The organism is Dactylosporangium sp. NPDC049525 (genome assembly GCF_040676755.1).
Taxonomy (GTDB): Bacteria; Actinomycetota; Actinomycetes; order Mycobacteriales; family Micromonosporaceae; genus Dactylosporangium.
The window spans coordinates 43,280-62,775 of record NZ_JBFAPO010000027.1; the positions used below are offsets into that span (position 1 = coordinate 43,280).

Sequence of the window (19,496 nt, forward strand, 5' to 3'; positions counted from 1 at the left end):
TGGTCATCCGCCCGCCGGCGGGACCCGCTCCAACTCGTTGGTGTAGTCGCCGTCCGGCCCGTACTGGATGAGCTTCCGCTCGTCGCACAGGTAGCGTTCGGGTTTCACGCCGAGCGGGCCCTTGCCGCTGTTGTTGCGCTTGCCGTTGCGGGTGATGACCCAGCTGATCTCCCCGGACAGTCCACTGAGGACGACGGCGCCGTCGAGGATGCGGTAGTTGCCTCGCGCCACGCCACGGAACGTCTCCTCCCAGTTCGCCCCGTCGAACGTCGCCCGGTAGGGCTCGGAGGTGTTGGCGTCGTACACCGTGTGCCCTTCGCCGTCGAACTCCTGCAGGATCCCGGCGCCGCCGCTGAACTGCTGCCGCTTCGACCCGTAGTCGATGTGGACCTCGCTGCTGGTCTGCCGCCACCTGCCGACCAGGCACGGGTCGAGTCCCGCCGCGACACTCACCGCCGGCGACGGCGACACCGAAGGCGACGGCGACGCGGACGGCGTGGGCAGGATCGCCGGGAGCGCGGCCGACCGCTCGTCCGGCCGCAGCGACCACGCCAGCGCTCCCCCACCGCCGGCCAGCACCGCCAGCCCGACCACGGCCGCCAGCACCACGAGCCGGCGCCGCGACCCTTGAACAGGAGCCACAGACAACGGCGGCAACGGTACGGCGGCCGCGGGCTGGACGGCCATCACCGGGGCCGGCGCCGTTCGGGCCGTAACGGCCTCAGCTGTCGCGGACGGCCCAGCGGACGGCTGGTCGAAACCGCGCAGGCTGCCCTCCGCCACCGCCAGCTCCGGCTGGTCCACCACCACCGGCGCGACGCCAAGGGCCCGCTCCAGCGCGGCCGCCACCGCCGGCATCCGGCTCGACCCGCCCGCCAGGAACACCGCCGCCAGCGACGAGATCGGCTGCCCCGCGACGGCCAGCCCCTCCACGCTCGTGCCGACGGTCCGCTGCAACACCGGCGCCGCCAGCCGCTCCAGCGTGCCCCGGTCGAGCGGCACCTCGACGTTGAACAGCGGCAGGTGTACCAGCGTCGACGGCAGCCGCGACAGCATCTCCTTCGCCGTGCGCACGTTGTCCCACACCTGCTGGGTCACCCGCCGGTCGAGAGCGTCGGCCGGGTTCGTCAGGCGCGGCCAGTAGCCCTGCGGATCCGGCACCGTCTCCCGCAGGTGCGCGAGCAGCGCCGCGTCCACGTCGAGCCCGCCGGCGTCGTCCAGCCCGAGCGTCGCGAGCAGCTCGAACCCGTCGTCCGTGCGCCGCACCACGGACGCGTCGAACGTGCCGGCGCCGAAGTCGTAGACGAGCGCGGTCCCGCCGACCGGCACCCGGTGCCCGGCCACGTCCGCGAAGTAATGCGCCGCCGCGACGGGCTCCGCCACCAGCCGCGTCCCCGCCGGCGCCGCGTCGAGCAGCACCCGCCGCCGCCGCTCGCCCCACGCCGCCGGGCAGGTGACGACGACGCCGGTCAGCGGCCCGCCCGACATCCCGTCCGCCGCCGCGACGGCCCGGTCGAGCACCGCCTTGAACAACCGCCCGACGGGCACCTCGGCATCGCCGAGCAGCACCGTGGCCTCGTCGACCCGGCGCTTCGGGTTCGGCTCCAGCAGCCCGGGACTCGCCATCCCCAGGTGCACCGCGTCCCGCCCGACGACCAGCGCACCGTCCCCGTCCAGGCAGACCGCCGACGGCATCAGCGGCGACCCGTCGAACAACAACGGCCGCGGCTCCCGCCCGTCGACCGCCAGCACCGCCACCGTCGTCGACGTCCCGAAGTCGATCCCCAACCGCGCCACGCCACTACGGTACTGATCCTTCGATATTCTCAACGCGCGTGAGGTCGGGTGGCACGCAATAGTCTGCCGAGCATGCGAATGTTGCACCTGGGGCTCCGGGTCACCGACCTGGAGCGCTCGCTCGCCTTCTACACCGCGGTCGGATACGCCAAGGTCGGCGCTGTCCCCGAGACGGGGTTCGGCAGCCTGACCATGCTGCGGCTGCCCGACGACCCGTTCGTCAGCCTCGAGCTGGTGCACGACCCCGCACGACCAGTTACGGACACCGGCGCCGTCAACCACCTCGTCGTCCAGGTCGACGACCTCGACGCCACCATCGCCGAGCTAGCAACTAGGGGCGTCACGGCCGAGCCGCCGGCGGACCCGGGGCCGGGGATGCGAACGTCGTGGCTCACCGATCCCGACGGCTACCGGATCGAGCTCGTGCAGTGGCCACCGGGTCATCCGGCCGGTATGACGGCGGCCGACTTCGCCTGATGGGCCCGGCCGGCGCACTGGGCGCCGCGGGCGGTTGTGAGCGCGGCCCGCGGCACGAGCGGATACGGTGATCGCGTGGCATGTCGCATCACCGAACTGGTCCTGGACGCCCGTGATCCCGAGCTGCTGGCGCGGTTCTGGTGTGAGGTGCTGGGTTATGTCGAGCTGCAACGCATCGGGGCGGACGTCGAGATCGGGCCGCCCGGCGCCGGCTTCGGCGGCCCGCTGCCCACGATCGTCCTCAACCAGACCGACGAGCCGAAGACCGGCAAGCTGCGGCTGCACATCGACGTGAACGCCACCGACCGGGACCAGGACGACGAGCTGGAGCGGCTGCTCGCGGCCGGCGCCCGCCGGGTCGACATCGGACAGACCGGCGAGGAGTCCTGGCACGTGCTCGCCGACCCCGAAGGCAACGAGTTCTGCCTGCTAAGCCGCCGCGTCCCGACCGTGTAGTCGACCACGGGTGGCGGGACCGTGATCCGTCTGCCGCACTCGCCCGAGCGTGCCAATTCTGCTGCGCCAAGTGGTCTCTGGACTCAGGGTTTGCGCAGGTGGGCGGCAATATGCGAACACGCTGTTCGCGTTTGCCTGCGGGGTGGTTGGAGGGCTAGGCAGGGAAGATGCGAATCCTGGTGACCGGTGGGACCGGGAATGTCGGAAGGCTCGTCGTCGAGCGGCTCGTCCGGGCCGGGGTCATCGTGCGGGTGGTCAGCCGCCGTGCCAATGCCGCGCTGCCCGGTGGTGTGGAGGTGGTTCGGGGAGATCTGGCGGAGCCGGAGACCCTGCGGCCGGCGCTGCGGCAGGTGGACCGGATGTACCTGTTCCCGTCGCCCGCGACCGCGGCCGGCATCGTGCGGCTGGCGGAGCGCGCGGGTGTCCGGCGGGTTGTCACGCTCTCCTCCGGGGCGGTGACCACGGGACACGACACGGACTTCCACCTGCCCGTGGAGCAGGCGGTGCAGGCGTCCGGCATGGAATGGACGCACGTACGGCCCGGCGAGTTCATGCTCAACAACCTCTGGCTCTGGGGGCCCTCGATCCGGGCCGAGCGGGTGGTGCGTGAGCCGTTCCCGGATCGGACCGGACGTCCTGTCCACGAGCGGGACATCGCCGACGTTGCCACGGCCGCGCTGCTCGACGACGGGCACCAGCACACCGCGTACACCTTGAACGGGCCGGACCTGCTCAGCCGGCGTGATCAGGTGCGGGCGATCGCCGAGGCCGTCGGTCAGGACATCAGCTTGGACGTGGTGACGCCGGCCCAGGCCCGTGACCTGTATCTGGCTCAGGGAGGCTTCGCGGCCGCCTCCGCCGACTTCCTCACCGGGTTCCAGGCCTACTCCGGCGGGGCGGCCGACGCCGCACCGGTGTCCCAGCCCGAGCCCGAGGTGCAGGACCGGGCGCCGACGGCGTGGGACGCCATTGGTACACCGGCCCGGACGTTCGGCGCCTGGGCCCGTGAGCACGCGCAAGAGTTCCTGGGCCCTGGCGCGTAGCGCGGCAGGCGAGGATTGTCCTGCGGTTCACGTGGCGGTTGAGTCCGGTGGATAGCGTCCGGCGGTGATGCACGTCTGACGGATGGCGGGACATGTTCGAACGGTTTACGCACAACGCCAGGACTGCTGTGGTGCTCGCGGAGGACGCCGCCAGGGTCCGTGGTCAGGCCGCGGTCGACACCGGGCACCTGCTCAGCGGGCTCGTCAGTGAGGCCCTTGGCCCGGCGAACTCGGCGGCCGCCGTGCTCGCCGGGCTCGGCATCGACGTGGCCGCCCTGCGCCGGCGGGCCGACGCGGCCCTTACCCCGGGATCCGGGGCGCCGGCCGGAGCCATCCCGTTCACGGAGCCGGCGAAGCAGGTCCTGCTGCTGTCGCTGCGCGAGGCGCTGCGGCTCCGGCACGAGCACGTCGGCACCGAACACCTGCTTCTCGGGCTCATCAGCGAGGCACACGGCACGGCGGCGACGGTCCTGAACCATGCCGGTGTGTATCTCGGGCGAGTGAGGGTGCAGGTCGAGCGCCTGCCTGCCCGCCAGGTCCAAGCGCCTCCGGCGGCCCGCACCGGCTGACACCGTCGGTGCGGCGGGGGTCCCGCCGCACCGAAGCTTCCCGGGTCAGGACTGGGTGTCTGGTGCTGCGGTCCGTCGCCGGTAGGTGAGCCCGACGACGCCGTTGGCGAAGGCGACGCTGCTGACCAGGTCGAGAGCGCGCGGCTGCGCGATGTCGAACAGGGTGGTCCCGCTGCCCACGAGGTACGGGTACACGGTCAGCCGGTACTCGTCGACGAGGTCGTGGCGGACGAGGGACCGCACGAAGCTGATGCCGCCGTATGCGGCGATCTCGCCGTCCCCGTCGGCCTTCAGCTTCGCGACCTCCTCGACGAGGTCGCCGCGGGCGATCGTGGTGTTGTCCCAGTCGGCGCGCTCGAGGGTGCGGGAGAAGACGACCTTGCGTCCCTTGTTCAGGATGTCGGCCGTGGGATCGCCGGTGACGTTCGGGAACCAGCTGGCAAAGCCCTCATAGGTGACCCTGCCGAAGATGTGGACGTCGGCGCGTTGTTGCACGTCCGCTGTCCAGGCCGCGTGCTCCGGGTCGTCGGGAACGGTGCGGCAGAAGTCGAAGAAGGGGCTGCCCGCCTCGCCGATGACTCCGTCGAGGGAGTAGTCACCCACCCCCACCACCAAAGTGCGCATCAGTGTTCTCCTGTCGTGGAAACGGTCAGTCGCTGGTCTGGAGCTCGGCCGGGAGGCCGTCGAGGTGTACCTCGACCCACATGGGGCGCCAGTTCTTGATTTCGTGGTAGCGGCGCAGCGCCACCAGGCCGCCGAGCGCGCCCAGCCAGCCGTCGTACGGCGCCTGGGTCTCGTCGAATCCACTGTGGACGAACGTGAGCCGGGTGCGCCCGTCGGAGTCGGCAAGCTCCCACGACTGGACCATTTCGCCCCAGTCGATCGACATGGAACGGCCAGGCTGGATGTCGACGACGCGGGCGGGGTAGCTGTTCGCCTCGAAACCGCCCATCGCCCAGCGGCCGCCGGGGTACAGCTCGGCCTCCACCTTCACGCCGGCCCACCGGGAGAACTGCTCCGGCTCGGTCAGCGACTCGTAGACCGCCATCCGGTCGGCGTCGATCAGCACCTCCTGGCGCAGCACCGCGCTGGTGAAGTCGCACCGCGCGACGGGTTCCCGCCCTTCGGCGTAGTCGACCAGGTTGGCCAGGGTCAGCACCCAGTAGGTGTGCATCAGGCTGCGGTTGCCGGGCTCCGTCAGCAGCTCGGGCCAGCCGGGCACCTCGGTCTGGGTGATCGTCAGCAGGGTCGACTCGCTGTCCCCGCCCGATCCTGACTCGGCGGCCAGGTCGATGTCGACGGTGGTGGCGATGCCGTCGAGCTCCCAGTCGAAGCGCAGCGAGGTGTCGTCGACGTGCAGCAGGCGCTGGTGCGGCGCTGCGCCGTCCGGGGTGAAACGACCCCAGAACTCGTACCGGTCGGGCAGGTCCACCGCGGCGTGTTCGGCGAGCCAGACCTGCAACGCCGCCGGGTCGGTGAGCGCGCGGTGCACCGCGCTGGGCGGGGCGGCGATCCGGAGGCGCTTCTTCAGCGTGGTCATCTGTCTTCTCCTTGTCGACTTCTGGTGTCTTCGTCGCGGGGGCGGTCGGGATAGCAGGCGACGGCGAGTTTGAACGCGTCGCCTTCCGCGCCGCCGTACTTGGTGAAGAGGTCCTGCAGGGCGGCCTTCAGGTCGGCCATGAACTCGGGGCGCCGGTCCGGTCGCACCCGGATCTCGCCGGAGACGCCGAGCGACGGCAGGTCCGGCTCGTCCGCGCCCGGCTCGCCGGCACGGCGCGCGGCAACCCGGCGGGCCGCTTGGGCGTGCAGGGCGGCTACGTCGAACTGGACCTCTTCCATGAGGTCGAGGAGATAGCCGAGGCTGGCCTCGTCGCGGTGCTGGCGCTGGCCGATCCGGCCGACGAGGCGGGGGGAGAGCCAATAGGCGCGCGCGGCGGCCTGGTAGACGCCCTCGTTGATGCCGCGCACCCGGCGCTCGGTGACCTGGTTGACGAGGCCGTGCTCGACGAGCCGCTTGACGTGGTAGTAGACGCGCTGCTGCGTCTGGTCCAGGCGGGCGGCGACCTCGGTGCAGGAGCGCGGCTCGGCCAGCTGCCGCAGCACCTCGATGCGCTGGGGTTTGAGCAGCGTCTCGGCCTGTTCGACGCGCTCCAGGTACAGAAGGTCTCTCATGACAAAAACAATCCTGTACGTACAAAAACTTTTTGTCAATCGCGCGACGGGTGGACAGCCGGCACGGTTTTCAGGACGCGCTGGGCAGGTCCTCGACGTCGGTGGGCTTGGCGTCGGTGGGCTTGGCGTGGCGGCGCCGGTACCGTTCGGCGGCCAGCCCGCCGACGGTGAGCACGAGCAGCGTGGCCAGCGCGGCCCACATCGGCCACGCGCCCGGCCGCCAGCCGTACGCGCCGACCGTGACATAGGCGGTGGTGGCCGGCAGGATGCCCACCGCCGTCCCGGCGATGAAGTCGCGCAGCCGCACCGAGGTGAGCCCGGCCAGGTAGTTGACCGCGGTGAACGGCACGACCGGGATCAGCCGGGCGACGACGATCGTGCGCAGCCCATGCCCCGCCAGCAGGGTGTCCAGGCGGTCGAGGCGTCCCCCGGTGAGCCACCGCACGGTGTCACGGCCGAGCAGCCGGCCCAGGTAGAACGCCGCCACCGCGCCGAGCATCGCCCCGGCGACGACGATCCCGAGGCCGGCCACCACCCCGAACAGCGCTCCGGCCGCCAGCGTGAAGACGGTCTTCGGCAGCGGCGACAGCGACACCACGGCATACAGCGCGCTGAAGGCCACCGGTGCCCACCACCCGAGCGCGAGGACGTCGCTGCGCAGCCGTTGCGCATCGGGTACCCCGACAGCGATCGCGGCCGTCACCAGCACCGCCAGAAGCGCCAGGAGGCCGGCACCACGGAGCAGTCCAGCGCGAACGGTCATGATCCCATCATGCTGCCGAGCACCTCCGCGCGCGCGGCGTGGACGCTGCACATTTCCTGCAACCGCCGGCGGCGTTCGGGTGGCCGGGATTCGCCTAGAGTGACGGCCATGGATGAGGTGGTGGGTCGCCGCACCGTCGCGTTCGCCGGGGAGGGAGCCGGGGTGGGCGAGCTGTCCTGGGGGCAACTCGACGTCTGGCTCAAGATGCGCAGGCTCGGCCGGACGTTCGCGATGGGCGGGGCGCGGCCGCTGTCGCCGGGTACCACCGTCGATGACGTGGCCGCGGAGCTCGCGTACCTGATGGGGCGATACCAGTCGATGCGGACCCGGTTCGAGCCCGCCGCCGGCGATCGCCCGCCGCGGCAGGTCGTCCACGACCACGGCACCATCGACCTCGAGATCATCGCCGCCGGGCACGGGCAGGACGCGGAGGACGTCGCCCGGCGGTACCGGACGGCACCGTTCGACTACGCCGGCGAGTGGCCGGTGCGGATGGGTGTGGTCGTGGACGGCGACCGGTGCACCCACGCCGTCCTCGTCATGTCGCATCTGGTGTTCGACGGGGCCGGTGCGGTCGTCATGATGGCCGAGACCGCCGCCCGCACCACCGCGCCGGTGCGCGGCATCGCGCCCCTCGAACAGGCCCGGCAGCTGGCGATGCCGGCGGCACAACGGCACAACGCGGCCGCGCTGCGGCACTGGGAGACGCGGCTGCGCCAGATCCCCGTGCCGGTCATGCCGCCGTCGCGGGACGTGCGCAGTCCCCGCTACCACCACGGCGTGTTCCGCTCCACGGCGCTGCCGGCGGCCCTCGCGGCCGCCGCGCGGGAGCACGGCACGGACACCGCGGCCGTGCTCCTGGCCGTGTTCGCGATGGCGTTCGCGGAGGTGACCGGGGTCCTCGTGCTGCCGTTGCGGTTGATGGCGAGCAACCGGTTCCGCGCCGAACTGGACGGCAGCGTCTGCCCCGTGTCGCAGAACGGCTTGTGCGTGCTCGACACGACCGGCGCGTTCGGCGACGTCGTGCGGCGGGCCCGGGGCGCGGCGATGACCGCGTACAAGCATGCGTACTACGACCGGCGCGCGCTCGAGGCCCGTGTCGCAGCGGTCGTCGCCGACCGGGGTCCGGGGGTCGACCTGGACGTGAACTTCAACGACCGCCGGTTCGGCGGCTCGCTGCGGACCGTCCCGCTCCCGGCCGGCCCGGACAGCGAGTTCGCGTGGGTCAGCGCGCACGACGACCCGCAGTCCGGGTTCTTCCTCAGCGTCGACGGCTCCGACGAGGTGCTGGAGATGACGCTGTACGTCGACAGCCACTTCCTCGCCCCCGACGACGCGGCGGGCGTGCTGTGGGCGATGGAGACGACCGCGGCCCGCGACAGCACTGTCGGCATTGCGGCACCAGCCCCGTGACCTGCGGGTTGTGGTGTGCGCACCACAACCCGGGCTGGTCCTGCCACGACTGACGGGCCGGTGGCACGCCAGCATGCTGGGCCCATGTCAAGCCTGAACTCCGGGGCCGGCCTCGCCCGCCTCGTCGGTTGCATCCTCACCGCCGTCGCCGCCGTCATGGCGGGCGGCACCGCGCTGGTCCTCACCAGCCTGCCGGCCACACCGAGCGGCGACGACCTGATCGCCGCCGTCACGGTCGCCGCGCTCACCGTGGTGCTCTTCGCCATCGGGGTACCCCTGTTCGTCATCGGTGCACGTCGGCTCGCCCGGCAGCGACGCGTCCTGCGTACCGGCGTGCCCTGCCTCGCCACGGTCGTCGCCGCCCACAACGTGACCAGCACCGAGGACGATGACCCGGTCGCCCGGATCACCCTCGCGGTGCCGGTCGCGGCCGGCGGCACCGTCACCGCGGTGGTGCGCCAGGTGGTCCCGGCCCGCCTCCGCCGATCCGTCGCGCCCGGCGCCGTGCTGCCGGTGCGCGTGGACCCGGCCGACCCCACGTTCGCCGTCATCGACTGGACGCACACCCCGCAACGGCACCACATCGCCGGCGACGTCGCCGTCGACCTGGCCGGCGCGCTGCTGTTCTAACCGGCCGGGCGGCCACCGCGACGGCCTGCTGGCCGCGGCGGTGGCCGCCGAGTTCGGCTGACGGCGCACACCCGGCCTCAGAACTGGGTGTGCGTCATGGTGTACCAGGTCGGGGCGAACACCGTCAGCGCCATCACCACGAGCACGACGAGCGACGTGCGGACGCGCGGGGTGGTGAGCGGCGCGGGTGCGATGGGCCGCAGCCGCGACCGTCCGGCCGCGAGGAACGCGGCCACCGCGCCCAGGACGACGGTGGCGGGCACGAGTGCGTACTCGCCCCGCACGACGTGGAAGCCGGCGGCCAGCAGCATGGTGAGCGCGAGACCGGCGGCGGCCAGCGGCGTGAGCTTCGGCGAGACCCGGGTGATTGCGGGCAGGATCAGGCCGATGCCGCCGAGCACCTCGACGACGCCGATGCAGACGATAAGGGGTTGTGGCACCGCGGCGTACCAGGCCACGGCCCGGGGTGCGGCGGCGTAGAGGGTGCCGTCGTACAGCAGCACCTTGCCGAAACCGCTGCCGGCGAAGAAGAAGCCCCACACGATCTGCAGTGTCCACAGGACACCGTTGAGGGTGAACCAGGACGTGCGGGTGCGGATGGCCTGGGCGTTCATGGCGTGCCTCCTGCGTGTCGTTCAGGTGTTGCTGACAGGAGGTATCCGAGCATCGTGGGGTCGGGGTCCGCGCCGTGCGTGGGACACCATGGGACACCGGCGACGCGGCCCAGCAGCGTAAACATGACCGTGAACCGTGGCCGCGAACCGGGACGGCACCGTGTTGTTCGTGCTGGGCGCGCGCATCTGCCGCAGTGCCCGTCGGTCAGGCGCCCACCCGCCGACCTGCCAATGGTCAGGCCGAAGAACGAATGCGTTTGTCGCAGACCCGGCAGGCCTGGAAGTACATCGGGCTGTCGAAGCCTCCCGGACCGATGTCCACGTGCTCGACGCCGCCGAGCTGCGCCGGGCCCATGTCGTGCCAGACGCGGTAATTCGTGTGCTCCAACTTGCCGCACTGGTCACACAACGAGAATTGCTTGCACGGCCCCTGGAACATCACTTTGACGAGCTTGCTCTTGGCCGGGAAGTCGGGAAGCTGCGGCAATGCGCTGAAATAGTGCCACGTGAACTGGTGTTCCGGCCGAAATTTGATCTCCTGACAGATCCGGCACGTCCGCACCATGCCGCAGGTCGCCTCGTTGCACGGTGAGCGTCTGCGCCACTCATCGAACGAGTGCTCAATCCGATTGCGAACGCTCGGGCAGCCGGTGCAGGTGAACGTCTGCTTCTTGACGACCGGCTTGCCGTTGGGGTGCACGACGCTCCAGTTGCCGCCGACGCCCTCGGCCTTCGTGTCGGCGGGCGACTCGTCCTGCTTGTAGAGGTACAGCGGCCAGCCGTCGAGGGTCACCTGGGTGAAGCCGTCGGCGCGCTGGACCGAGCCGACCAGGGCCGGGTTCACGCCGGCGAGCTTGACCGGGGTGCCGTCGGTGAGCAGCGGTGGCCAGATGACCAGGCAGTCGCCGACGCAGTTCACCTTCGGCGGCTTGTTCTCGTCGGCCTCGAAGCGGTACACGACACGGTCCTTGAACCGCACGACGTCGGCCTCGGCGCCGCCGACCTTCGCCTTGCCGGCGGTCAGGCCGATCGGCTCGGGTTTCGGCGTCGGGACCGTCACCGCGGTCCCGACGGTGAGGTCCGCGTCCGCGGCGGATGACGCCGACGCGGGCGGGTTCGCGGCGGGCTTGGCGTCGGAACCGCACGCGGTCAGGCCGCCCAGCGCGACGACGAACACGAGAGCGGCGGAAAGGGCTTTCACGGGAGTTCTCCTTGAGACATCGAGGGCGCGAATGTGTTGCAGCCCAACGGGACCAAGGCGGGCGCCCGGATCGTGTCGCGGCCCCGCATCGGCAAGGCCGGGCAGACCCCGGACTCGCGGGTGTGGACGAAGCTGTTCCCGAAGGTCATCGACGCCAACAACAAGGTCGTGCGGGGTGCCACCTCGTTCGCGTTCCAGCCGAGCCTGCAGCCGGGCAGCCGACCGCTGTGCATCGACGTCGTCGGCGACTCGCAGCAGGAGGGCGCGGCTCTGGAGTTGCGGCCGTGCGACGGTACGCCGAGCCAGGCGTTCGTGTTCCTCACCAACGACGTCCAGACGTTCGTGCAGAACGCGGGCAGCGGCCTGCAGATGACCGTCGAGGCCGACGGCACCGTGGTGCAGCGCGGCTTCTTCAAGCGGGTGCCGAACGAGTCCCGCGAGCAGACCCGCGAGCGCAACCGTCTCACCAACACCCAGCTGTTCCGGGCGGGCCCGCGCGAGCTGGGCGTCGGCGGCGCGTGACGGATCAGTGAAGGCCCGGGACGGGTGGAGTAATCGTTGCCCACGGCCCGATTACTCCACCCGTTCTCGCTACCTGGGCGCGGCCCGATCGTTGAGCCCGCGGACCCAGGCGAAGGAGGCGGCCGATGCAGCACGTCCAGGTGTACCGCTACTGCGTCACCCTCGCGTGCGGCGACGAGCCCGCGGCACGGGCCGCCACCCTGGAGGCGTTCCGCGCGGCGGCGGAGCGGGACGCCGGCGAGGACGGGCCGGCGGCGCTGTTCACGCTTGCCCGCGCCGCCGTCAAGGCCGAGCTGCGGCAGCGGAAGGCGACCGGAGTGCCCGCCGCCGGCACGCTGTACGCCGCCCGCCCGGCCCTCGACGAGCAGCACTGGAACCTCCTGGCGCTGATCCTGCCCGAGTACGCGGACCGCCCCCGCCACCGGCAGGTCGACCTCGCCGCGGTCGCGGCGGCCGCCGGCAAGAAGGTCGATGTCACCCGGAAGGCGGTCGACCGGTTGGTGGAACCCGGCGGCCATCTCGACGTCGCCATGTTCACCGCTGACGCGACCGCGGCCGCCACGGACGGTGGCGCGGGCTGCCGGGAACTGGCCACCATTGTCACGACAGCGAAGCGGTTGCGGCCGGCGGTGCGCAAGGCGGTGGCGGCGCACCTGCCCACCTGCGCGACGTGCACCGCCGCGCTGGAGGCACGCCCGAGCGCTCTGGCCGTGCTGAGCGCCCTCCCGATCCCTGCCGTGCCGGACGACCTGGCCGCGCTGGACCTCGCCGCGCTGGACCTCGCCGCGCTGGACCTCGCCGCGCCGGACCTCGCCGCGCCGGACCTCGCCGCGCTGGACCTCGCCGCGCCGGACCTCGCCGCGCCGGGCCTCCCCGCGCCGGACACCGCCGCCCCAGAACCCGCCGCCCCAGAACCCGCCGCCCCAGAACCCGCCGCGCTGGATGCCGCCGCCGCGCCCGCGGCTCCGGAGACCGGCGACGACACCGATGTCACCGTTGAACTGCTGCCGGTGGCGGGCCAGGAAGCAGCCCCGGACGATGACCGTCCACTGTCGACGGTCTACTACCCGGTGCCGGCCGTCGCCTCCGTCCGGCTGCCGCTGCTGCGGCGGCCGCCGGTGCTGCTGGCCATCCTCGTCGTGCTGCTGACCGTCGCCGCCGTCGCCGGGTTCCTCGGCGTCCGCAGCGGGTCCCCGGAGGGTCTCGCCGGAGCGGCGGTGTTCTCCTCGGCGCCGGTCACGGGCCCGGCCGCTCCGCCGCCCGCGTTGGTGCCGCCGGGCGTCGCGGGGTCGGGGTCGGCGGGCGCTGGTCGTACACCTGCCGCATCGGGACACGCGAAGGTCCCGGCCGGTCCGTCGGCGCTGCCGGCGGCGTCCGTGTCCACGGGTGCCGACGCGCCGCTCGTCCCGGCCGGGGACCGTCTCCGTGAGGTGTTGCCGCTGCTGGTGCAGGTGCCGGGGTGTCCCGGGCAGACGTTCGGCGGCTCGTGCTACTCGGTCCAGCCGTTCACGCTGCCGCTGTCGGTGGTGGTCCCGGCGGGGTACGACGAGGCGCGGCTCGCCGACGCGCTCCAGTGGACGGTGCGGGCGCAGACGGTGCTCGGGCCGGTGCAGTTCCGCGGGCGGGGCAACCACGCGCGGGTCACGGTGACCGACGGCGGGCAGGCCACGCCGCCGACGATCTGGACCATGCAGGCGGCCCTGACCGTCGGCGGGGAGACCCACCTGAGCAACGAGGTGACGCTGCGGGTGTACGCGACGACCTGACCCAGGAGTCAGCCGAGGTGGACGACCCGCGCCCAGTCCGGCGGCGGGTCCGGCACGTGGTCGGGATCCGCCTCGTTCCACGAGCTGCGGCGGGGGAACAGCCCGACGACGGTCCGGCACGGCGGCCGGACCGTGGGCCACGGCGTCTGCCCGTCGGTGAGGACCACGACGACGTCCGGGCGCGGCGCCGTGCGCAGCGCCCGCGCGAACCCGGCGCGCAGGTCCGTCCCGCCGCCGCCGACCAGCGGGATCCCCTCGGCCCGGCACAGCGGGTGCGCGACCCCGGCCGCCGCGTCGCACGACAGGACCCGGACCAGGTCGCGCCGGCCGCCGACGGCCCGGCCGATCGCGGCGACCTCCAGCAGCGCGCTGCCCAGCTCGGCGTCGCTCACCGACCCTGACGTGTCGATGATGACGCTCACCTGCGGCGGGTGGCGGCGCAGGCTCGGCAGGATGACGCCGGGAAGGCCCGCGGAGCGTCGCGCCGGCCGCCCGTACGTGTAGTCGTCTCCCCCAGCGGCGCCGGCCGCCGCGGCGCGGACCGCGGCACCGAGCAGCGCCCGCCACGGCTGCGGCGGGTGGAATGCCTCGTCGGCCCAGCGCCGCCAGCCTTTCGGAACGTCGCCGGGGCGGGCGTTGATGCCCTGGGCGACCCGGAAGCGGACCGCGTCCAGCTCGTGGCGGCTGAGCCCGTTGGCGCCGTCCTCACCGAGGTCCCATTCCCGCTCGAGGCCGTCGGCGCCGCTGCCGCAGTCCAGCCAGACCATGCCCTGCGTGTACGGGCCGAGCTGGAACTGCCGCAGGTAGTCCTCCATCAGCTGCCCGTCGTCCAGGCCCAGGTCCGCGGCGCAGACGGCACCTGCGGGGCGGGCCAGGCCGTCGCCGTAGACGTCGTCGTTGATCTCGCAGTCGGCGGCGATGTTCATCCGCAGCCGCTCCCCGGGCCCGTGCAGGTCGCGGTCCAGCGCCACCCGGTCGCCGCGGCCGTGGTGGTCGCGCAGCAGATGTGAGACCTCGTGGACCCACACGCCGGCGAGTTCCTCGACCGGGGTCTGCGCGACGAATGCGGGTGAGGCGTAGCAGCGCCAGTGCCGGTCGACCGCCATCGTCGGCACTCGCCGCGACTCGACCACGTGCAGCGCGAACAACGCGGTCGCGAGGTAGGGCCGGGCCCGGGCGGCGTGCAGCCGCGCGGCGAACAGCTTGTCGAAGTCGAGCCCCGGCACCGTTTCCGGCGCCCCTCCGCGTGCCGGCACCCTTCCGGCCGCCGGCATCCTTCCGCGTGCCGACACGGGCGCGGGCGTAGGCGCCGACGGGGGCGCAGGCGCTGACGGGGGCGCAGGCGCCGACGCGGGCCCGGGCGCAGGCGCAGGCGCTGACGGGGGCGCAGGCGCTGACGCGGGCCCGGGCGCAGGCGCAGGCGCGGGCGTGGGCGCTGACGGGGGCGCAGGCGCCGACGCGGGCGCCGGGCTCGGCGCCGTTGTGGGCGGCATCAGGCGGCCACCGCCGCGGCGACCCGCGCGCCCGCCCGGTCAGCGCGCTGCGACAGCGACACCGCGCCGGCGAGCCGTTCGATCAGCTCCGGCACGTCCCAGTCGACGCGGCGCAACGCGGCGAGCGTGGTCGCCGGGACCACGACGAGGTCCGGGGCGCCGGTGTCCAGGGCCCGCGCCAGGATCGCCCACGCCGCGTCCCACCGGGCCTTCTCCGGCCGGTTGCGGACCGCCTCGACGACGCCGTCGAGGACCGCCTGGCGCAGGTCCCCGCGCTCCGGCAGGGTCGCCGCCGCCGGGTCCGCAAGGAGCGTCTCGGGATCCGGCAGGTCCATCCGGTCCAGGCTCGCCAGCAGCTCCAGGCCCGGCCCGTCGCCGACGGTGCCGCGGACCAGCATCGACAGCACGTCGCGGGACGTGCCGGCGGCGGTGGCGAACGCGGTCAGCCGCAGCGCCATGTCCCAGCTGCGCGGCGACGGCCACGGCCCGCCGCGGCGGGTCTCGCTGCTCGGCAGCTGGTGCACCAGCCGGGGCCGGGCGGCCAGCAGCCCGCACACGGCCCGGCGGGCGAACGCGACCGACGCGCCCAACCGTCCAGGGTCCAGCCGCGGCAGCGACGCGCGGGGCCAGGTACCGCCCAGGCCGCGGACCACCACGTCGTGGTCGTGCGCCCACTGCAGGTGGACGAACCGGTTCGCGAGGGGCGCGCTGAGCTCCCAGCCGTCCGCGGCGGAGGACCGGGGGTTGGCGGCGGCCACGATCCGCACGCCCGGCGGCAGCCGGAGCGCGCCGACCCGCCGCTCCAGGACCAGCCGCAGCAGCGCCGCCTGGACCGCCGGCGGTGCGGTGGACAGCTCGTCGAGGAACAGCAGGCCCCGGCCGGCGCGGACGAGGCGCACGGCCCAGTCCGGCGGGGCCATCGGCACGCCCTGGACCGCCGGGTCGTCGCCGACGACGGGCAGCCCGGAGAAGTCCGACGGCTCGTGGACGCTCGCGATGACGGTGGTCAGCGGCAGGTCGAGCGCGGCGGCGAGCTGGGTCAGGGCCGCGGTCTTGCCGATGCCGGGCTCACCCCACAGCAGGACCGGCAGGTCGGCGGCGACGGCGAGGGTCAGCGCCTCCAGCTGCACGTCGGCGCGCGGTTCGGTGTCGGTGTCGTGCAGCAGGGCAAGCAGTTCGGCGGCGACGTCGAGCTGATCGGTGTACGCGGGCATGAGGCATCACCTTTTGAGGAGTCGGGGTGGGAGAAGGAGGTCAGCGGGACGACGCGTGGCGCGGGCGCGACCGGGAGACCCGGCGGCCGTCGCGGTGTGCCGGGCCCGGGCCGTCTCCGGCGAGCCCGGCGCGGAAGAGACCGTGCGCGACCTTGCGCAGCGCCGCGGTCTCCAGCTCCTCGCGCAGCGCGCCGTGCCGCAGCAACGCGTCCGCGCCGAGCAGGCCCTCGACGACGGCGAGGGCACCGGCGGCGTCGCCGTGGTCGAGGCGGGCCCGCACGTCGGTGAGGCACTCCGGCCGGCGGTGCGCCTCGTCGATCGCCTGCAGGCACGGCAGCGGGGTGCCGCCGAGCGCCGCGAGCAGCTCCTCGCGGCGGACCTCGGCCGGGTCGTGGTCCAGCGCGACGAGCACGCCGTCCACGAGGCCGATGCGATGCCGTTCGCCCCGGCAGGCGACGGCCCGCGGTGCGTCCACATCGTCCGGCGGCGCTGCGTCCGGCGGTGGCCGGTCTGGTGCGATGGCCGCGGCGACCAGTGGGTGCAGCCGGTCCGCGTCGAGCAGCCCGGCCCGCAGCAGCTCCACGTCCGGCAGCACCCACGTCGCCGCGTCCGGCAGGACCGGGTCGCGGCCACGCGCCGGCACCACGGTGCCGCCGGCGTCGACCGACAGCCGGCGCTTCGCGCCCAGCCGCACGGTCACGGTCGTGCCCGGCAGCCCGTCGGCGTGCAGCAGGATCGCGGCCTCCGCGGCCCACCGGTCCACGGCATAGTCGGGTCCCGGCGGCGCACCGGCCAGCACGCCGCCGCGACCGGCCCGGATCCGTAGCTCACCGGACCGGCGCGCGTCCCAGAGGTGCCGGTGCAGATCGAGCCGGAACCGCTGGTCGGGATGCGGATGCGGATGCGGTACGCCACCGCGCACCGAGCCGCCCCAGACGGCGAGGCTGACCCGCTGGCCGGCGTCCGCCCAGGCCGGTGGCGTGCGGGCAACGAGGTGCACGCCACCGTCGTACCGGGCCAGTGACACGGTCAGTCCGGGGCGCAGCAGCCCGTCCGGAGCGATCCGCGGCATGTGCCAGCGCAACAGGTCCGGCGCCAGGTGCCGCAGGTCGGCGCGGATGCGTGCCGACAGTGTCGCGCCGCCGGCCCGGGCCAGGGCCCGCAGGTCGAGATCGACGTCGACGCGCGCGGCGGCGCACGCCCCGGCCCAGTCACCGGCGTGCCGGCGGGCGGTCGCTGCTTTGATCATGGAGGGCGGCACGGCGAACTCGCGCACGCGCAGCCAGAAGGTGCGGCGGGATTCCCCATTCGCGTCGGGAGAGTGCATCAGCACTCACTTCGCGCGGATGGGACCCCCAATCTCTGACATGAGGTAGTCATCGGCGGGAGCATACAACGTCCCCCGCCGCACCGCAGCCCTCCACCCGCATCCGTCCGGCACACAGGGCTCCCGGCGGCGGGGCGAGTTGGCCAGGTAACCGCGCGGGTACGTCGCCGGCCGCGGTGAGGCGGGCCAGCAGCTGGTGCGATGCCGGCTCGTCCGCGTCGTCGCCGAACGTCATGGTGCCCAGGCACAGCTCGCTGAATCGACTAGCATTCGGCGATGGAGGAGCTGCTGCGCGCCGCCGGCCTGGCGGGCCGGTTGACGCACGAGCACGAGGTCGACGGTGAGCGGTTCGTCGTGGTGCGGCTCGACGGCGGGTTCGAGGAGGCGCGGCAGCGGGTCCGGGCCGTGTCGGCAGCGCATTATCCGGTGCTGCTGGCGGACACCATGCACCTGGACCGGGACTTCTTCCGCGCCGACGGCCGCCTGAGCTCGCCCGCCGACGTGCTGCGCCGGGCGCAGACCGTGGACCTGGACGCGCACGTCGCGCGGTGGCAGGCGCGGCAGGACGCGGAGACCCTCGGCACCGGCGACGAGGGCCACCACCTCGACGCGTACGACGTGACCGCTTATGGCGCGCCGCAGTTCCTGGCGATCCTGCCGCGGCCGGAGCCGTGGGCCGCGTTCGCCTACGTCGACGCGTACGGCGGGGTCGGCCTCCCGCCGGAGCTCATGGTCGCGGCGGCGCGCCGGTGGCACGAGCGGCACGGCGCCGAGCCGACGGTGATCGGTCTCGCCACCGGGTTCGCGGTGCCGCGGCCACCGACCGGTCCGGCGGACGCCGAACGGCTCGCCGTCGAGCACGTCAGCCTCGCCGGGCTGACCGCGGGCACGACCGTGCGCGCGTACGCGAGGGCCCTGACCCGGCTCGGGCACTGGACGCTCTACGACCGCCCCTGAACCTCGGCGGGGCCGGCCAGGAAACCCGCCGCGGAGACCAGGACCGGGTGGTCGGCGGCGACCCGCGGCGTGAGGATGCGGTGCGCCTCGGCCGCCATGGCCCGGGCGGGCGCGCGCTCGCCGCGGCCGGCGGCCAGCGCCGCCAGGTTGTGCAGCGTCAGCGCGACCTCCGGATGGTCGGGTCCGAACGTGCGGCGCTTGCCGTCCAGCGCGCGCCGGTAGAGCTCCTCCGCGCCCGCCGGGTCGCCGGCGTCGGCCAGGACCGCGGCCAGGTTGTGCAGGTTGGTGAGGACGTCGACGTGGTCCGGCCCGTGCAGGTCGGTGAAGTACCCGATCGCCCGGCGCAGCAACGGCTCCGCCTCCGCGTGGTTGCCCCGCGCCTGCAGCAGCGCGGCGAGGTGGGCCTCGTCGGCGACGACCGCCGGGTGCCCGGGCGGGAAGGCGGCGCGGTGCAGGGCAAGGGAGCGCCGCGCGTACGCCTCGCCCTCGGCCAGGTCGCCGCGGCTGTGCGCGAGGCCGGCGAGGTTGTGCCAGACCGCGGCGAGGACGGGATGCTCGGGGCCGTACGCGTCCTCCAGCACGGCCCGCACCGTCGCGTAGCGGGCACGCGCGTCGTCGAGGCGACCGGCGAACTTGTACAGCACCCCGAGCTCGTTGTGCAGCGGCACCATCTCCAGGGCGCTGTAGCTCGCCGCCGCGTCGTCGCACGCGACGCGGTACACCTGCTCCGCCTCGAGGTAGCGGCCCTGCCGGCGCAGGTTCCCGCCGAGGCCGAGGGCCGCCTGGACGCGCAGCCGCAGCAGCACGTCCGGCTGTGCCGGCAGCGCGCCCATGATGGCGGCGGCCCGGCGGTGGTGCGCCTCGGCCGGCCCGTGCGCGCCGAGCTCGTCCTCGGCGCTGCCCAATAGCGTCAGCACGTTGGCGACGTCGGGACTGCCGGCACCGGCGTGCGCCTCGAGGATCTCGAGGGCACGCCGGCACAGGTCCGCGGCCAGCGGGTAATGGCACTCGTCCCAGGCGGACAGCGCCCGGTCGTGCAGGGCGACCGCCTCGTCGACGGGATCCGGTGTCATGCTTCGCTC

At 73.6% G+C, this 19,496-nt stretch carries 20 protein-coding genes; 9 read left to right on the forward strand and 11 right to left on the reverse strand.

Annotated elements, in window-relative coordinates:
• Positions 1-3 precede the first annotated feature (3 nt).
• On the reverse strand, positions 4-1,797 hold the full coding sequence (locus tag AB0K00_RS32225; RefSeq protein WP_363528010.1) for an Hsp70 family protein: 1,794 nt from the start codon (positions 1,795-1,797) through the stop codon (positions 4-6).
• 72 nt (positions 1,798-1,869) lie between these two features.
• Here AB0K00_RS32225 and AB0K00_RS32230 point away from each other — a divergent pair, with 72 nt between their 5' ends.
• The 4 genes from AB0K00_RS32230 (at position 1,870) to AB0K00_RS32245 (ending at position 4,342) form a co-directional block, all read left to right on the forward strand.
• Positions 1,870-2,274 (forward strand): VOC family protein, encoded by a 405-nt coding sequence (locus AB0K00_RS32230; RefSeq protein WP_363528013.1) that lies wholly within the window; start codon positions 1,870-1,872, stop codon positions 2,272-2,274.
• A gap of 75 nt (positions 2,275-2,349) precedes the next feature.
• Entirely contained in the window at positions 2,350-2,730 is a 381-nt protein-coding gene (locus tag AB0K00_RS32235; RefSeq protein WP_363528016.1) for a VOC family protein, read from the forward strand.
• A 167-nt stretch (positions 2,731-2,897) separates the two neighbouring features.
• Complete coding sequence (locus AB0K00_RS32240; protein ID WP_363528018.1) at positions 2,898-3,773, forward strand: NAD(P)H-binding protein; 876 nt, start codon at positions 2,898-2,900, stop codon at positions 3,771-3,773.
• Between the two features lie 92 nt (positions 3,774-3,865).
• Positions 3,866-4,342, forward strand: coding sequence for a Clp protease N-terminal domain-containing protein (locus tag AB0K00_RS32245; RefSeq protein ID WP_363528021.1), 477 nt, complete (start codon positions 3,866-3,868; stop codon positions 4,340-4,342).
• 45 nt (positions 4,343-4,387) lie between these two features.
• Here AB0K00_RS32245 and AB0K00_RS32250 read toward each other — a convergent pair whose 3' ends face one another.
• The 4 genes from AB0K00_RS32250 to AB0K00_RS32265 form a co-directional block, all read right to left on the reverse strand.
• Positions 4,388-4,966: a dihydrofolate reductase family protein gene (locus AB0K00_RS32250; RefSeq protein ID WP_363528024.1), complete on the reverse strand. Its 579-nt coding sequence runs from the start codon at positions 4,964-4,966 to the stop codon at positions 4,388-4,390.
• Positions 4,967-4,991: 25 nt separating this feature from the next.
• Complete coding sequence (locus AB0K00_RS32255; RefSeq protein WP_363528027.1) at positions 4,992-5,882, reverse strand: SRPBCC domain-containing protein; 891 nt, start codon at positions 5,880-5,882, stop codon at positions 4,992-4,994.
• Positions 5,879-6,514: a helix-turn-helix domain-containing protein gene (locus AB0K00_RS32260; RefSeq protein ID WP_363528030.1), complete on the reverse strand. Its 636-nt coding sequence runs from the start codon at positions 6,512-6,514 to the stop codon at positions 5,879-5,881. The genes AB0K00_RS32255 and AB0K00_RS32260 overlap by 4 nt, the downstream gene beginning before the upstream one ends.
• A 70-nt stretch (positions 6,515-6,584) precedes the next feature.
• Entirely contained in the window at positions 6,585-7,277 is a 693-nt protein-coding gene (locus AB0K00_RS32265; RefSeq protein ID WP_363528033.1) for a TVP38/TMEM64 family protein, read from the reverse strand.
• Positions 7,278-7,385: 108 nt separating this feature from the next.
• Between AB0K00_RS32265 and AB0K00_RS32270 the strand changes: the two genes are divergently transcribed.
• Together AB0K00_RS32270 and AB0K00_RS32275 are read left to right on the forward strand one after the other, a co-directional pair.
• Positions 7,386-8,690 carry a condensation domain-containing protein gene (locus tag AB0K00_RS32270; RefSeq protein ID WP_363528036.1) on the forward strand — a complete coding sequence of 435 codons (1,305 nt, stop codon included), beginning with the start codon at positions 7,386-7,388 and terminating at the stop codon, positions 8,688-8,690.
• A gap of 84 nt (positions 8,691-8,774) precedes the next feature.
• Complete coding sequence (locus AB0K00_RS32275) at positions 8,775-9,320, forward strand: DUF3592 domain-containing protein (RefSeq protein ID WP_363528038.1); 546 nt, start codon at positions 8,775-8,777, stop codon at positions 9,318-9,320.
• Positions 9,321-9,397: 77 nt separating this feature from the next.
• Here the strand turns inward: AB0K00_RS32275 and AB0K00_RS32280 are convergent, their stop codons facing one another.
• Positions 9,398-9,934 carry a DoxX family protein gene (locus AB0K00_RS32280; protein WP_363528041.1) on the reverse strand — a complete coding sequence of 179 codons (537 nt, stop codon included), beginning with the start codon at positions 9,932-9,934 and terminating at the stop codon, positions 9,398-9,400.
• Between the two features lie 235 nt (positions 9,935-10,169).
• On the reverse strand, positions 10,170-11,135 hold the full coding sequence (locus AB0K00_RS32285; RefSeq protein ID WP_363528044.1) for a hypothetical protein: 966 nt from the start codon (positions 11,133-11,135) through the stop codon (positions 10,170-10,172).
• Positions 11,136-11,168: 33 nt separating this feature from the next.
• Here AB0K00_RS32285 and AB0K00_RS32290 point away from each other — a divergent pair, with 33 nt between their 5' ends.
• Positions 11,169-11,657: a hypothetical protein gene (locus AB0K00_RS32290; RefSeq protein WP_363528047.1), complete on the forward strand. Its 489-nt coding sequence runs from the start codon at positions 11,169-11,171 to the stop codon at positions 11,655-11,657.
• Between the two features lie 125 nt (positions 11,658-11,782).
• Complete coding sequence (locus AB0K00_RS32295) at positions 11,783-13,423, forward strand: hypothetical protein (RefSeq protein WP_363528050.1); 1,641 nt, start codon at positions 11,783-11,785, stop codon at positions 13,421-13,423.
• Positions 13,424-13,431: 8 nt separating this feature from the next.
• Here AB0K00_RS32295 and AB0K00_RS32300 read toward each other — a convergent pair whose 3' ends face one another.
• The 3 genes from AB0K00_RS32300 to AB0K00_RS32310 form a co-directional block, all read right to left on the reverse strand.
• Positions 13,432-14,649 (reverse strand): VWA-like domain-containing protein, encoded by a 1,218-nt coding sequence (locus tag AB0K00_RS32300; RefSeq protein ID WP_363528053.1) that lies wholly within the window; start codon positions 14,647-14,649, stop codon positions 13,432-13,434.
• A 266-nt stretch (positions 14,650-14,915) separates the two neighbouring features.
• Entirely contained in the window at positions 14,916-16,130 is a 1,215-nt protein-coding gene (locus tag AB0K00_RS32305) for an AAA family ATPase (protein ID WP_363528056.1), read from the reverse strand.
• Between the two features lie 40 nt (positions 16,131-16,170).
• Positions 16,171-17,457: a hypothetical protein gene (locus tag AB0K00_RS32310; RefSeq protein ID WP_363528059.1), complete on the reverse strand. Its 1,287-nt coding sequence runs from the start codon at positions 17,455-17,457 to the stop codon at positions 16,171-16,173.
• A 276-nt stretch (positions 17,458-17,733) separates the two neighbouring features.
• On the opposite strand from AB0K00_RS32310, the gene AB0K00_RS32315 reads away from it, so the two are divergent.
• Positions 17,734-18,414, forward strand: a complete 681-nt coding sequence (locus AB0K00_RS32315; protein WP_363528062.1) for a DUF4253 domain-containing protein — start codon at positions 17,734-17,736, stop codon at positions 18,412-18,414.
• On the opposite strand, the gene AB0K00_RS32320 is transcribed toward AB0K00_RS32315, so the two are convergent.
• Positions 18,399-19,487 carry a tetratricopeptide repeat protein gene (locus tag AB0K00_RS32320; protein WP_363528065.1) on the reverse strand — a complete coding sequence of 363 codons (1,089 nt, stop codon included), beginning with the start codon at positions 19,485-19,487 and terminating at the stop codon, positions 18,399-18,401. The genes AB0K00_RS32315 and AB0K00_RS32320 overlap by 16 nt on opposite strands.
• Positions 19,488-19,496: the final 9 nt, after the last annotated feature.